Source organism: Vibrio sp. 1288 (genome assembly GCF_033344475.1).
The window spans coordinates 333,407-348,188 of sequence record NZ_JAWPOX010000001.1 but is presented as its reverse complement, the minus strand read 5'-3'; the positions used below and the strand labels follow the sequence as shown (position 1 = coordinate 348,188).

15 protein-coding genes are annotated in these 14,782 nt (G+C 41.8%); 2 read left to right on the top strand and 13 right to left on the bottom strand.

The annotated features are described in order from the left end of the window. Positions 1-78: 78 nt before the first annotated feature. The 3 genes from R8O11_RS01590 to R8O11_RS01580 are packed head-to-tail and all read right to left on the bottom strand — an operon-like array spanning position 79 to position 2,722. A complete protein-coding gene (locus R8O11_RS01590) occupies positions 79-867 on the bottom strand; it encodes a glycosyltransferase family 2 protein (RefSeq protein WP_171344436.1) in 789 nt (262 codons plus the stop codon). Beyond that, entirely contained in the window at positions 864-1,631 is a 768-nt protein-coding gene (locus tag R8O11_RS01585; RefSeq protein WP_005395793.1) for a glycosyltransferase family 2 protein, read from the bottom strand. The genes R8O11_RS01590 and R8O11_RS01585 overlap by 4 nt, the downstream gene beginning before the upstream one ends. Before the next feature lie 35 nt (positions 1,632-1,666). Beyond that, entirely contained in the window at positions 1,667-2,722 is a 1,056-nt protein-coding gene (locus R8O11_RS01580) for a glycosyltransferase family 9 protein (protein WP_005384789.1), read from the bottom strand. A gap of 107 nt (positions 2,723-2,829) precedes the next feature. Here R8O11_RS01580 and R8O11_RS01575 point away from each other — a divergent pair, with 107 nt between their 5' ends. Further along, positions 2,830-3,237 (top strand): diacylglycerol kinase, encoded by a 408-nt coding sequence (locus tag R8O11_RS01575; protein ID WP_005395798.1) that lies wholly within the window; start codon positions 2,830-2,832, stop codon positions 3,235-3,237. A gap of 11 nt (positions 3,238-3,248) precedes the next feature. Continuing rightward, a complete protein-coding gene (locus R8O11_RS01570; RefSeq protein WP_318193865.1) occupies positions 3,249-3,968 on the top strand; it encodes a 3-deoxy-D-manno-octulosonic acid kinase in 720 nt (239 codons plus the stop codon). A gap of 45 nt (positions 3,969-4,013) precedes the next feature. On the opposite strand, the gene R8O11_RS01565 is transcribed toward R8O11_RS01570, so the two are convergent. The 10 genes from R8O11_RS01565 to R8O11_RS01520 all read right to left on the bottom strand — a co-directional run bounded on the left by R8O11_RS01565 (position 4,014) and on the right by R8O11_RS01520 (position 14,750). Further along, on the bottom strand, positions 4,014-4,970 hold the full coding sequence (locus R8O11_RS01565) for a polysaccharide pyruvyl transferase family protein (protein ID WP_238777363.1): 957 nt from the start codon (positions 4,968-4,970) through the stop codon (positions 4,014-4,016). 27 nt (positions 4,971-4,997) lie between these two features. After that, positions 4,998-5,879, bottom strand: a complete 882-nt coding sequence (locus R8O11_RS01560) for a glycosyltransferase family 2 protein (RefSeq protein WP_238777360.1) — start codon at positions 5,877-5,879, stop codon at positions 4,998-5,000. Further along, on the bottom strand, positions 5,876-6,601 hold the full coding sequence (locus R8O11_RS01555; protein WP_005384794.1) for a glycosyltransferase family 25 protein: 726 nt from the start codon (positions 6,599-6,601) through the stop codon (positions 5,876-5,878). The genes R8O11_RS01560 and R8O11_RS01555 overlap by 4 nt, the downstream gene beginning before the upstream one ends. Continuing rightward, on the bottom strand, positions 6,598-7,869 hold the full coding sequence (gene waaA, locus R8O11_RS01550; RefSeq protein ID WP_318193864.1) for a lipid IV(A) 3-deoxy-D-manno-octulosonic acid transferase: 1,272 nt from the start codon (positions 7,867-7,869) through the stop codon (positions 6,598-6,600). Before waaA ends, R8O11_RS01555 begins: the two co-directional genes overlap by 4 nt. Beyond that, positions 7,863-8,921, bottom strand: a complete 1,059-nt coding sequence (gene waaF / locus R8O11_RS01545; protein WP_318193863.1) for a lipopolysaccharide heptosyltransferase II — start codon at positions 8,919-8,921, stop codon at positions 7,863-7,865. Before waaF ends, waaA begins: the two co-directional genes overlap by 7 nt. Then, positions 8,918-9,907, bottom strand: coding sequence for a lauroyl-Kdo(2)-lipid IV(A) myristoyltransferase (gene lpxM, locus R8O11_RS01540; protein WP_238777355.1), 990 nt, complete (start codon positions 9,905-9,907; stop codon positions 8,918-8,920). Before lpxM ends, waaF begins: the two co-directional genes overlap by 4 nt. A gap of 126 nt (positions 9,908-10,033) precedes the next feature. Further along, positions 10,034-10,975: an ADP-glyceromanno-heptose 6-epimerase gene (gene rfaD / locus R8O11_RS01535; RefSeq protein ID WP_046874091.1), complete on the bottom strand. Its 942-nt coding sequence runs from the start codon at positions 10,973-10,975 to the stop codon at positions 10,034-10,036. A 141-nt stretch (positions 10,976-11,116) separates the two neighbouring features. After that, complete coding sequence (locus R8O11_RS01530) at positions 11,117-13,315, bottom strand: YjbH domain-containing protein (RefSeq protein ID WP_318193862.1); 2,199 nt, start codon at positions 13,313-13,315, stop codon at positions 11,117-11,119. Between the two features lie 2 nt (positions 13,316-13,317). After that, positions 13,318-14,079 carry a capsule biosynthesis GfcC family protein gene (locus R8O11_RS01525; RefSeq protein WP_226083780.1) on the bottom strand — a complete coding sequence of 254 codons (762 nt, stop codon included), beginning with the start codon at positions 14,077-14,079 and terminating at the stop codon, positions 13,318-13,320. Then, positions 14,076-14,750 (bottom strand): YjbF family lipoprotein, encoded by a 675-nt coding sequence (locus R8O11_RS01520; RefSeq protein ID WP_226083795.1) that lies wholly within the window; start codon positions 14,748-14,750, stop codon positions 14,076-14,078. Before R8O11_RS01520 ends, R8O11_RS01525 begins: the two co-directional genes overlap by 4 nt. Positions 14,751-14,782 lie beyond the last annotated feature (32 nt).

Below are 14,782 nucleotides of genomic sequence, written 5' to 3'. Positions count from 1 at the left end.
CTTTAAAATACAAAACGCCCGATGAAGTACATCGAGCGTTTTAGTTAAAAAGTGTCAACCCATATCAGGACGGGTCACTTAAGCTTCTAGAAATTGATCAACACCATTCTCACAGCGTTTAAGCTTGTTTTTAATGGTGTTCTCTAAAATCTCATCATTTTGTCCGAGTGACGCACGAGAGTTTTCTACGTGGTACAAGTGGTAGCCTACACCTGCGAATTTTAGGTAAAGACGTGACTTACCCGCATTCAACATGCGATGAACAAACTCGCTGTCTTCGCGTCCCCATCCAACAAAATCTTGGTTGAAGCCATTCACCTCGATGACATCTTGTCGCCAAAATGCCATGTTGCAACCGCGAGTGGCTTTATCGTTATTCCGCTCGTAAGAGAACCATTTCGATAGCAAGGCGTTGGTGATGCAGTTTTTACGATTGCGAATGCCTTTGCTGAAAATGGAAGGCACTAAGCCGTTTTCCATGATGGCCTTGCTGCAGCTTTCATCCGTTAACACACGTCCACCCTGCACAAACCAATTTGGTTTTGCGACTTGCTTATGTGATTCAATAAACGTTTGGGACAGCACCATGTCGCCATCAATCATGATGAGGTAGTCACCTGATGCTTTGGCGATCGCACGGTTGCGGCTCATTGAAAGCTGAAAGCCATTATCCTCGTGCCAACTATGAATCAGTGGAACCGGAAAACCTTCACGCATTTGGTCAACCATTGCTTTGGTATCGTCTCGAGAGCCATCATCTGCAACAATTACTTCGTCAGGCAAAACGGTTTGACGTTTCACGCTTTCTAACACCGCTTTTAATGCTTCTTTCCAGTTGTAAGTGGTGATAATTAAAGTCGTTTTCATGATTTTTTTGCCTGTTCACGTAAGTAGAGATCGATATATTTTACAAAAGTAGAGTGCATGCTTAGCCAAGCTAGAATGAAGCCATGCTTGCCATCAAGGAAGCCTCGTTTGAGAACATACATCTTCAAAAAGCTAGCAAGAGCGTGAACGATAGCGGTCGTTAAACCCGCTTTCTTTTTACCTTCACGTTCATCCGTCCAGGCCTTGAGGTAGCCAGTGGTTTTATTGATGTAATGATGAAGGTGCTCGTAAGTGTAGTGATGCAGTCGACCATCCAGTTTTTCAGTTTGATAGTTTTTCTCATCAACTTTTTCATGAACGAGCGAATCATTATATTGTGTATATTCGGTGCGATATAAGCGCACAATCCAGTCTGGAGACCAACCAGAATGGTAGATGAACTTACCAAACGCTGAGCTTAGTCGATTAAGTTTGTATAAAACGTTCGGCTTATTGGCTGATACCGCGTGTAAGATACTTTCTTTTAGCTCTGGAGTGACTTGTTCGTCCGCATCAAGCCACAAAACGTAGTCTGCCGTAACGTATTGCTGCGCCAGTTGGCGCTGTTTACCGAATCCTGGCCAATCTAGGTTGGTGTAAAACTTATCTGTGTATTGTCGGGCGATTTCTTCAGTGCGATCAGTGCTGCCCGAGTCTAGAAGGACAATCTCATCGACCCAATCTTTTACTGTGTCTAGACAAGCTTGTAAGTGCTTCTCTTCATTTTTTACAATTAAGGCAACGGCTAAGGTTGGTTTGGACAAGGTCATTTCCTTCTTAACAAATCAAGACAGTAAGTTTACTGGTATTGAGGATACAAATCTTCTAAGACTTGATCGAACATGCTCATTACTTGAGTGCTGGTAATGCGGTTCATTGCCGTTTCATCTTTAGCGCGAGTTCGCCAACTTAACTCGTGACTGTTTTTACCTGTTTCCGCAAAGATCGTTTCTTCATACACTGAGACAACGTATTTTAGATAACGGTAAGGTCCCACTCGCAGCGGATTATGGTGTGCATAGAGCCCGATGATTGGCGTTTTCATGGCATTCGCCATGTGTGCTGGTCCGGTATCGGGGGCGATGACCATTTCAACCTTATCTATTAACGCAAGCATTTGCAGAATTGAACTTTGTCCAACTAAATTTAGACACGGCTCTTCCAAGCGAGATTGAATGGCTTCTGCCAGATCCAATTCTACCTGAGCAGGGCTGCCTGCCAGAATCACGTTCCAGCCTTTTGCTCTGGCGTGATGAATCACATCCACATAACCTTCCGCGTTCCAGTTTTTATAAGCTTTGCTCGCACCAGGCACAATCAGCAGGTTAGGTTTACTACGAGAAATATGAGACTCTGCCCAAGCTTGGTCGTGGTCTGAATAAGAAAGTACCCAGTCTAGTCCTGCCTTTGGTACCCCAATTTGATGGGCAAAGGCCATTAAGCCATCTGCGACATGCAGAGATTGCGGGGAAGGCACTTTGACATTGGTAAATAGTGTTTGAAAGTCCTGGCTTCTATCAGAAGAGAAACCAAGTTTGTATTTTGCTTTAATGCCCAACGTTGCGACACTCGCTCGAATCGCGTACTGCATATGCAATAGCGCATCAAACTCTCTGCCTTTCAGCTGTCGCCAAAGTGATTTGTAGCCATCAAGTCCCGCTTTTTTATCAAAAACAATCACTTCTACACCATCGATGGCGGCTAATAACTGGGCTTCAAGTTTACCCGTTATCCAAGTAATCTGGGTCGAAGGCCAGTGTTTCTGAATAGCTTGAATGGTGGCGATAGTATTGCAAACGTCTCCGATAGCGGACAAACGCAAGACGCATAGTGACGATGGGGCAGAAGTGAACATAATTATTGTCTGATTCGATGAATAGAGGCAGGTAAATTATGCAGACATCCCCAATAAATGTAAAATACACGGCTCGAATATAGCTAAGTACTGATAAGTGTTCTGCAATGTCAAAGACAACACCACATCAATCGCAAGAATCTGGCAAGCCGGGTAATACCGGACTAAAGCGCATCGTTAAAGCGACGGGTTATTCGATCCAAGGATTAAAAGCGGCTTTTAAGCATGAAGCTGCCATTCGACAAGAGTTGGCTCTGTTGAGTATTGCTGTGATTTTGGCTTGGCTAGTGGATGTCGGCATGGTTGAGCGTATCTTAATGATCGGGGTCGTGGTATTAGTCTTGATTGTAGAGCTTGTAAACTCAGCGATTGAGGCGGTAGTGGATCGTATCGGTATTGAACGGCATGAACTCAGTGGTCGAGCTAAAGATATAGGCTCTGCTGCCGTTATGGTTGCTTTGGCGTTTGCTGCATTTACTTGGTTGTATATATTAGCCAGCCGGTATTTAGGCTAGAGGGTGAGCGTATGATTCAACAGTATAAAAACAACAACCAAGTGATCTGGTTTGATGACGAGATCATTACAGACCCTAGCCAACCGATATTTGATGCGGAATACTGGCAGTCCTCCGACAAGGTGGTTGGCAGTGCGACAGGGCGAGGCACGACATGGTTTATCCAACTAGAGAACATGCAAGCGGCACTACGTCATTACCGTCGTGGCGGTTTGTTTGGGAAGTTAGTTAACGATCATTATTGGTTCTCTGGCTGGGATAACACCCGTTGTGCGCAAGAGTTTCAGCTTTTGTTGGCGCTAATTGAGGCTGGGGTGCACGTTCCTCGTCCTATTGCAGCAAGAGCCGTAAAGTCAGGACTCTTCTATCAAGCTGATTTATTAAGTGAGCGAATCCCAAACGCCAGAGATCTGGTTAGTATCTTGCAAGAACAGTCTTTATCGGTAGAAATGTATCAGAAAATAGGGCAAGAAATTGCCAAGATGCATCAGGTTGGCGTTAACCATACCGATTTGAATATCCACAATATCTTGATCGACGACAAAGATAAGGTATGGATTATCGATTTTGATAAGTGTCGTTTTGAAACTTCTGGTGACTGGAAGCATCAAAATCTAAATAGACTTCTGCGTTCATTTAATAAAGAGCTTTCTCGTAAGAGTATTAATTGGAACGAGAAGGATTTTAAATTTTTGAAAGAACACTATGATATATATTCTGATAAAAATTAAATGTAGGAGTATAGTTGATCAAGTAATTAACTATACTCCTTAATTCTATTTACTATTAGAACAAACAGTTATATTAGGGAGGCCAAAAAGCCACTTATTGTAATAAGATGTGTTTTTACCATAGGAATTATCAAAGAGATGTATATTCTTTCCTAATAAGCATGAAAAAATCAGTCCGTGTAGTCTATCAGTATGAACTTCATTATGCATATGAAAGTAATTCTCTGAACGAAAGACTATCTCTTTTGATAGTCTATACCAAAGGTCATTAGCTTTCTTTTGTTTAAATTTCCACTTTTCTAGCGATGAATACTTTTTCTTGATATTAATATCTGAAATTGAAATAAGATCATCCCAGTCAAACCCTTTTTTTTGTAGTCTCAAGTCATTATTTTTTGACTCAATATCCTTTCTAATCAGATTTAAAATTCGTCGTTGTTGAGGAAGTTCATCACAAAGTTCTTCTTTTTCGATCATCGGATGAAGACTATGAGCCATATCAGGAAGCAAATGATAGTTATTTGTGAATTTTTTCGATATTTCGTAACTTCTTTCATCGCGAGTAATAAAGTGGAAATCTTTATGTTTAGAAAAAATTTTGGCGCTAGACTCCTCATTTGATATATCTTCAAAAAATATTGTTTGTGGAAGACATATAATTCTTTTAGTAGGGAATTTAGATATGATATTTTCTCTTAGATTTTGGTGAACTTTATAAAGATCTCCAAAGTTGCCGCCACCGTGTAAAACTATGACATCAGCTTCTTTAATCTTCTTAAAATCTAAATTTTCACAACCACTACGATATATAACATTAATATCATGTTCTTTAAAAAATTCTTCCGTTCCAAGGTATATAAGAAGATCCCCAACATTAAAATGTATCGGTATGTCTATATAAGCAATGGACTTTCCGTTTATCAGAGATGCAATAAGGTTATGCTGAGATTTTGCGCTATCCATAATCTCAAGCCACTTGTTTTCTCTTCTACTTCTACTCATAGCTCCTCCGGCTATATGAAACGATAATTAACCACTAAATACTTTGTATATTTTCATTTTTATTCTGAATAAAAATGAATCACTAATGTTGTATATTGACTTTATATGTTTTTCATATTTTTCATATGGTATTGATTCATTTTTTAGCTTTCTTAAATATTTAATGGCTGTTTTGTAAAAACTATACTTGAGTTTGTTACTGCCTTTCATAGTAGAATATGCAGAGTCAATGATTTTCACAAAATTATTTTGGTAATTAACATCATTAACTTTACTATTCATTATAGAATTTTTTCTAATTCTGTAAAATATGACATTGTCACAGATAGAGTATATTCTTAATTTTTTAGTAAATACCTGCCAATAAAACTCTTCATCCTCATGAATTAATCCGGGTACGAACCATATATTGTCAAGCACTTCTTTTCGATATAATTTATTCCAAACTACGAACTCTAAGGAGAAAAATTTTTTGTCCAAATCTAATTTCCCTATAATTCTTCTCTTTCGATAGTCTTCATATCTTTTATCTTCTTGATAAAACTTAGTTACTCTTCCTGAAACAATATCGTATCCAGTAGAATGCAACAATAATTTCTCAATTGCATCTTTTTCTAACCAGTCGTCTGAGTCTAGAAAAAACAAAAAATCTCCACGAGCGTTTTTTATGCCTGTATTCCTCGCTGCTGATAGCCCTTGGTTAGTTTGCTCTATGACTTTTATTCGAGGATCCTCATCTCGATATTGCTTAGCAATGTTTATGCTATTGTCTTGAGAACCATCAATAATAGCAATTATTTCTATATTTCTATATGTTTGTTGTGCAGCGGAATCTAGACATTCAGGTAAATACTCTTCTACATTATATATAGGAACTATAATACTGACTAATGGATTGTTATTACTCATTTTTTATTCTCAAGGTTATATAGAAAATCAGAAAGTTGCTCGTATAACCTAAATATTTCTATATAGAGCTTATTCCATGAGGTGATACCAGATTTATCTTTTCGAGAACTGCCTATTGTTGAGGGAATATCGGCTCTTTTGACAATATCTGGTCTTAAAACATACGTGGATACACCATGTTTATACGGTTTTTCCATGTAGTCATCTACAGGTTCTATAAACTGAGTTGCGTTTTTTATGAATTTCGAAGCAGCATGTGGAGTTAGAATATATCCCATAATGCCGCATGTGCGTTTGTTGAAGCGTACAATATTAAGTTTGTTATTAACTGAAGATATGACTTTAAATGATTTAGGCTTGGTTGCAGCAAGTTTTAGAAAGTCGTATTGTTCCGCTAATGTGTCGAAATGTGAAAACACGTCAAAAAACTCAGGTAATAAGTCGCAGTTATCTTCTAGAACCAGTATTGGTTCGTTTAGCTCCAAGCACTTTTCCCAGGCTAGGTGGTGACTAGAGAAGCAAGCAATTTCGTTCTCAACTAGCCTATAGCCAAATCGTTTTCGAGTAAGATCATCATTGCTACGTTCAGAGTATAGAAAGTTTGGCGCAGAGGAATCTATCGCTTCTATAAATTCGAATGGTATGTTGGCTTTGTTGAGTGCATTTTCCATACGAACTCTTCTATCAACTGAGCGTTTCATGTTAATAACAAAAACTTTCATTTTATACTCTCAATACATCTAATTGTCTTAGTTAGCGCACCAACATTATCTTTGACAAAGCTAAGGAGGTTTTCTTGAACGATACTTTTTGCTAACGCACCTTGAAACATAGCTTCAACCTTTAGACTCATATCGTTAGATGACTCAATCAGTTTGATAACTTTCTTATGAAGCATCTTAACAACCAGATCTTGGAAGTTGTAATAGCTTGGTCCCGTGATTACTGGTACTCCCAGTGCTGCGGGCTCTAGCACATTATGCCCACCGACTTTATCTCCAACTAGGCTACCGCCCATAAAGCAGATGTCCGCTGCGCCCATCAACGTTAGCATCTCACCCATTGTATCTCCGAGATATACTTGAGTATTCGTCTTTACTGCATGCGTTGAAGTACGACGCACAGTTTTAAATCCTTGCTGTTGGCAAAGCGTGAATACATCATCAAATCGTTCTGGATGGCGAGGAACCAAAACGAGTAAAGCATTTGGATGAGATTTTAAAACTTGTCTATGTGCATCTAATACCTGTTCGTCCTCGCCTTTGTGGGTGCTAGCTGCAATCCAAATTGGACGATCCTTTCCAAGCTGGGCTCGAAGCTGCTGTCCTTGCTGTTTCACTTGCTCTGATATTTGAATATCGAACTTAATCGAGCCAGTAACGGATAGTTTCTTTTTCTCAACGCCTAAGCGTTCGAAGCGCTCTGCATCTGAATCCGTTTGGCAGAGTACTTGAGTTAGGCATGGATGAAGCTGGTTAAAAAGCCGCTGTATTTTGGCGTAGTTCTGACACGATTTTTCAGATAGGCGCGCATTCACGACAGTTATAGGGATACCCGCTTTGTGAACATTGTGAAGCGTGTTTGGCCACAGCTCAGTCTCAATGATCAACATCTGTTTTGGTTGCACTGCTTTAAGAAAGCCTTTGATAGCAAACCCAAAGTCAATTGGCATATAGCGGTGTTCAATTAAATCACCCAACTTAGCAATCTGTTCAGCTCCGGTACTTGTTGTTGTAGTAACTAGAATAGATTGTTCGGGGTTTTGTTCCTTAAGGGCTTTGATTAAAGGTGTTGCTGCTATGCTTTCACCAACAGATACGGCATGTATCCAAATAGGTTTGTCGTTGCTTTTTAGCTTGGGGGTTATGCCAAAGTGCTCTTTCCAGCGAGAGCCGAACTTAGGCTTATTTGGTTTGCTCTTGTACAAACCAAATAAAAGCAGCGGTGACGCTAGGGCGAGTAGTAAGGTATAAACAATACGAACTAACATGAGCTTATCGTAATGGCGTCAAGTTTTTGGATACTATCTAGCACTTGCTTAGGCGAAAGTTCTGTCAAGCACTTAAGGTGTTTGTACTGACATTCACGCTGGAAACAAGGGCGACAATCAATATCGGTATGAACAATCTCCACTTTTTCTGCGAGTGGGGGGGTGTACTTCGGTGAAGTTGAGCCATACACTGCAACAACATTACAACCAACTGCAGCTGCCACATGCATTAAGCCTGAGTCATTCGCGACAACAGTCTTACATGCAGCAAGTAAGTCGACCGCTTCAATTAAGCTGGTTTGGCCTGCTAGAACGTGAATGTCCTCATGGAATTGCGTCGGAACAAGTGCGCGGATATTGTTACAAGTCTCTAAGTCTTTTTGAGAACCAAACAACCAGATTTGATGCCCAGATCGAGCCATTTGCGTCGCAACTTCAGCGTAGTGTGTTTCGGGCCATTTTTTTGCGGGACCAAACTCTGCTCCTGGGCATAGTCCGATAATTGGTTGGTCTTGGGCTAAGTTGAACTTTTTGATCGTGGCTTGTTGCTCTGCCGCGTTGATTGCAAGGCGTGGGCGAGGCAAGGTTTCAAGCCCGCCGAGAGAGTTAGAATCCACCATTTCTGCTTTTGGATAAGCTAACGCTACATAGCGCTCTACCATGTACTGAAAAGACTTCATGTTAGGGCGTAAGTCGTTCAATAAACCATAGCGCATTTCTCCCTTCCAGCCAGTACGAAGAGGAATGTTGGCAAACCATGGGATCAGTGCCGATTTCGCTGATTTAGGCAAGATATAGGCGTGGTCATATTGCTTTTCACGTAATGATTTGCCAATTTCCCTGCGGCCTAATAAGTTAAACTCACCATGACCGATAGGCATTTCAATCGCTTGATGGATTTCTGGCATACGCTCAAGAATCGGTTTACACCATCCTGGAGCGATAACGTCAATTTGGCTATCTGGATGGCGTTGCTTTAATACGATATATAACGATTGCGACATTACCATATCGCCGACCCACGCAGGGCCAATAATTAAAATCTTTTTCATTTATTTACTTGCCAATCAGTATCATATCTAGGCTTGAAGATATTGTAATAGTTATTGCCGTCTTCTTGAGAGTGCAGCAACTGTAGTACCCACATATATTGTTCGGGTTTATCACCGACAAAATATTCAATGGCTTCATTACAGGTACGAGCGTCTTGCTCTTCGCCTTTATCCAGCTCAAACGCTGGTAAAATCTCAATATCAAACGTACCATCTTCAGTGTTCATCGACGCAAATAGAGGCAGTACTTTTGAGCGTGATAGTTTCGCAATTTTGCCTAAACCAGGTAGTGTTGCTTTACGTGTGGCAAAAAAATCTACAAACACACTATGCTCTGGGCCGTGATCTTGATCGGGTAGATAATACCCTACATAGCCATCTCGAATAGACTTCAGAAAAGGCTTAATGCCACCTGAGCGTTCATAAACACGACCACCATATTGAACTCTTTGCTTGTGCATCAGCCAGTCAGCAACATCATTCTTTTGTTTCTTTGCCATTGCAGAAACCGGCATTCCCATTGAAGCGAGCAAGATAGCAGGCACATCAATTGCCCAAGAGTGGGGAACCATTAAAATCACATTTTCGTTGTTATCAATGTGCTGTCGTAAAATGTCTAGGCCGCGAATTTGGCAACGGTTCTGAAGCCACTTTGGTGAGCGTAAACTTAGTAACCCGAAGCGAAAAAAGAACATGGCTGCTGTGTAGAGTGTTTTTTCTATCAAAGCTTCACGTTCTTGGAACGACTTTTCCGGAAAACACAGCTCAAAGTTCACCCTCGCTCGGTGAGCTGGACCTTTGTGGGATTTAGACAGTTTTTTGGCTATGGTTTTCGCCAACCACTTTTGTAAACCCAGTGGCATTAATGATAAAGGTAAAAATAAGATAACACCTAACCACGTGCCCCAGTACTTAGGCGACAGAAAGTGGCGCTTAAACTCAGGGTTATATGCTTTGGGGTCGAAGTCATCACGTTTTATGGTCATGGCGTGTCTAGTTACCTATTCGTGTACGGGCGAAGTGGTTTAAATGAGAAAAAGATAGTTAGAAATGATACAGGCTATTGCACTTGAGTAAAGGTGGCAGGTTATGGTTCTACCACCTTGTGGTGCTTAACTGTTTTGGATAGTTAAGTATTCGGCAACGCCTTCTGCAACTGTCTTGAATTCAACATCACAACCTGCGGTGCGCAGTTTGGTCAGATCCGCTTGTGTGAATTCTTGGTAAGCGCCTTTTAGGTGCTCAGGGAATGGGATGGTTTCAATTTGGCCTTTGCCATGATGCTTGATAACTGCTTTTGCTACCTCTTCAAAAGATTCAGCACGGCCAGTACCACAGTTAAAAATGCCTGATACGCCGTTTTCTAAGAACCACAGGTTAACTTTACATACATCACCAACGTAAACGAAGTCGCGTTTGAATGATTCGCTGCCCGCGAACAATTTAGGATTTTCACCTGCGTTAAGTTGGTTGTTTAGGTGGAACGCAACTGATGCCATGCTACCTTTGTGGTCTTCACGTGGGCCATATACGTTGAAGTAGCGGAAGCCAGTGATTTGAGAAAGGGTCTCACCATGTTCTTCAGCGTCTTGCCATAGGCGACGAACGTAGTTATCAAACTGCTGTTTCGAGTAACCGTATACATTCAGTGCGCCTTCGTATTCGCGTTCTTCAACGAAAGTCTCTGTATCGCCGTAAGTGGCTGCTGAAGAAGCGTATAGGAATGGAATCTCGCGATCTAAACAGTAATGCAGCAGCTCTTTAGAGTACTCGTAATTGTTTAGCATCATGTACTTACCATCCCACTCAGTCGTTGCAGAACAAGCACCTTCGTGGAAAATTGCCTCAATCGGACCAAAATCATCGCCCGCCATAATTTGGGTCAGAAAGTCGTCACGATCCATGTAATCTGTGATGTCCAGATCAACTAAGTTCTTAAACTTTTTGCCATTTTTTAGGTTGTCGACAACCAGGATATCGTTAATACCAGTTTCGTTTAGTGCTTTAACAATGTTGCTGCCGATCATGCCAGCACCACCAGTTACGATGATCATAAGACTTCCACCATAGATTAAAATTTTCTCAGGAATTCTAGCAAGAAACAGAAATTAGCGCTATTGGAAGGAAAAGGAAAGGTATAGAGCACTTGGGGGAGGAATAAACAAAAGGGAGCCGAAGCTCCCTCAAGTAGGCTGTTATTTAGCGTTTGACGTATTTGGGCGTTGATACCAAGGATTACGCTCATCCGTCAGCTCAATCAAGCTGTACTTACGACCTAGCTTCTGACCGCCATCGCGAGTCAATGGTTGCCAGCTAAAGAACGCACGGTTGTTGCTTGGCTTAACGGTCATGATGTCGAATGGAATCGAAATGTAGAAGCCTTTAGTAAAGCTACCTTCACCGAATTCGTCAGCCGACAAATCACTGATTGATGCGAATGCACCTGCAATGACACCACTCTTGAACTGTTTAGATACATTCACTTGTGTACCGATATCACCCGCTAGGAACTGACCAACATCAACTTGAATCATCAAATCTTGTAGGAAATCCCATTGAGGGTAGTAATAACCCGACACAAAACCAGTAAAGCCTTTATCTACAACTTGGAACGGACGTCCATATTCTGGCACATTTTGCCATTTCTCATCGTAAACACCGAAGTAACTTTGTGGATCACGTTGAGAAATTAAGTTGACGTCAGCGCCAATCGCCCAGTTAGCTCCTTGTGGTCGGTAAAGAAACTCGGTACCGACTCCGGCAAACATGCTCTCCAGATAGCCCGCGTAGAATTGCTGGTCCATGGTATCTGAATACTCTTGGAACCAAGTTAACTGTAGGTTGGACATGGTTACCGCGTGTTCATTTTGATAAGCACGGAACATGGTACGTACACGAGGAATCGAAGTGCCGTCTGGTGGGGTGACGTAGTTAAACTTGTCGTAGTTGTTGTACCAATCCCAGTATAGCGAGCCACCAATTTCTAGGTTATCTGTCAGCCAGTAAGACGCGCTACCACTTAAACCGACACTGAACAGATAGAACTCTTCTGGGTTGCCTAAGGTCTGAGCCAGTTTTGGTGAAAAGCCCCAATCAAAGCGCTCAAAACCATCGTAAGCAGGTTTACCTTGCGGTTTATCGCTCGAGGTCGATGTTGCATCTTCGATATTTGGATTGATGTAGTTAACTTCTGCAAAGTCACGGTATTTCTCTTTGGAGATAACCGTTTGATCGCCGATCAGACCACGACTGCGTTCATTGATAGTAAAGGTATCAATGTTGTCTGGCATTTCGTTATAAAGGACTGCCGCCGCTTTTTCATGAGCTTCTTTGCGATCACGATACTTTTTCTGCTCGCCGACAACCGAAATGGTATTATCTTCAACATAGAGTTGGGTATTTTGGTAGCCAGCAATCTTATCTAGCTCCTCAGTAACACGTTCCCAATCTACATCAGACAGTTGTTCTGGTTGCTTGTCTTCAACTTCTGGTGTTGGTGTATCTCGCCAGAAAGACGGCATATCATTGAAGTTAGTGTAAAGACTCACGCCAGCAACTAACGTATCTCCGCGCTCGTAGCTCAAGCGCAAATCTGCCATATGTCCTAAACGATATAGAACACCAAAGTTCCAAGGCGTATGAGGTGTCATGTCTACACCACCACGTACCACTGGGAAATCTTCGCTGTAATCGTTGCTGTCGTATTCAAGCTTAAATCGCAGTGGCGCATGCAAAGTTTGATACTCGACACCACCAAAGAGTGCAGCAGAACCTTTGAACCAACGTTCAAAATCCACACTACCACCATTACCTTTGTAATCAGAAGGGCGTGCACAGAAACTATCGGACAGCTTACAAGCTGGGTTGCTGATGTTGTCGCGCGTACTTAAGTAGCCCCAGCCCATACCTAAAGTGAAATCAAAGGTACCAAGGTTTGGGTTAGAGTAACGCTTTGTCGCAGCAACAAACTCACCATCAAAAAGACCGGTGCCTGCAAAGTCACGCACACCAACCGAAAGCTCTGGCAGGTACTCGGATTCTTCTAACAAGCGAACTTTAAAGTCGATTCCCTTGTCGGTGTACTTGGTATCACCCGAAAAGCTCGGATCGTTACTGTAGAAAAGATCGTTCACCATGGTGTAACGAATGGTCGTTTCTAGCCATGGCATCACTTGCAAAGTCACATTGTAAAATAGGTACTCGTCGCTACCGGTAATAGCAAAGTTAAACTCGCCTTCAGGTGCCATACGACCTGTAGGCATCTGCATTAAGCCGACACCACCAAAGTCCATTTGTGATGGTTGCAATGGCGGCACTTCAAAAGGTATGTCTTGAGCCCACACCAACGCTGGACCCATTAAAGAAAGGGATAAACTGGTTCTGATCAGGTTCATGTCTAGTTCTTCGATGAGGTTGGTTTACGTTGTGCAAGCAGAGCGACAATGTCTTTATCCATTTGTGATTTTTCGAACTCATCAAATGGGATATACACAATGGTAAGTGGCGGCAAGTAATATTGAGTGGTTAACCAACTGCCATGGTGAGGATGAATAACCTTGCCATCCGGGTAAATTAGAATTGGCGGATAGGCGAGCTCACCAATATCACCTGAACGTAGATTATCGACCTGTTCATGCAGAGCGATACCCGCTTGGTTTTCTACTGCGTAGACTTTTTCTAAGTTACCCACATACAACACTTTCTCTTTGCGTTTTGGTGCACTTAACGCAAGTTGACCTTGTAAAAGAGGGTTATCAAATTTATCCAGACGGATGCGATCAACATCAATGGCCGACAGCACGCGAGGTGCAAACTGGCTTCGTTGGATAAACTTGTAAAATGGGTGCGCAACTAAATTATGTTGAATCATTTGGTTTAACACCGAATTCTTTAAGGCAGTACTTCTTTGCACTGCTGATTCGGAATTATCAAATAGAGTCACAGCTAAAGGGTATTGCAGGGCGATTTGTTGTTCTTGTGCATGCTTAAGTACGCTCTCTAAACGTGCCGCTTGTTGGAATTGTAATGCTTTGCCCGTTCCGACAAGTTCTATATTGAGCGGTGGTGAGGTGTGATTTTGAGCTTGAATGGTAGTAGGTGTCGCCAGAATCGTTGCCGTTAAACTTAGGCTTAATAAAGATAGCAGTCGCTTATTCATGATTTGCTGTACCCTTTCAAAATCGTCAGTTCAACAGGCACCATGTTTGGACCTAAGTGCTGACGTGTTTTCACTACTTCTCCTTTACCGTTTAACCAGTATTGGTTCTCTACACTTTTTTCTAAGCTGGTAAACGTTACAACCTCGGTATAAACATCAGTAGAGGTAGATGAAATAGGGGTTATGACGGTTTCTTTACCTTGACGAGAACGTTGGACTTTAGCCGGGAACCCATAACGGTATTTGTCAGCCCAATCGTAAGAAAGAAAATATTGCATAGAGTGCGCTGAGTAGGCAGGAACGTTGCCATAAATACCCGCTAGATTGGTCGTTTGTAAACCAATGGTTTTAACGATATGACCGTTCTCTGTTACCACCATTGCCTTGTCTGCACTTACCCACTTTAACTGGGTATTGCCGGTTAATGGGTTTTGCTCAGCAAAGGCCAACACTACGAAGACCTGTTTTTGGTCACCAATTTTTAAGTACGCACTGGCATAAGGAACCGCTTCAATTTCTTCTGGTGTTAGTTCGACATCGATATAGTTGCCATAAGCTTCTTGGACTGTCGCGGATACGTCATTAAATTTTTGTGTACAGCCGAAGATTGAGCTCAGTAAAGGTAGGGCAATCAATAAGCGCATCCATTTTAGCGATAGAAAGGTGTTCATCATTCCCTCATTACAAATAAAATCGCCCTGAA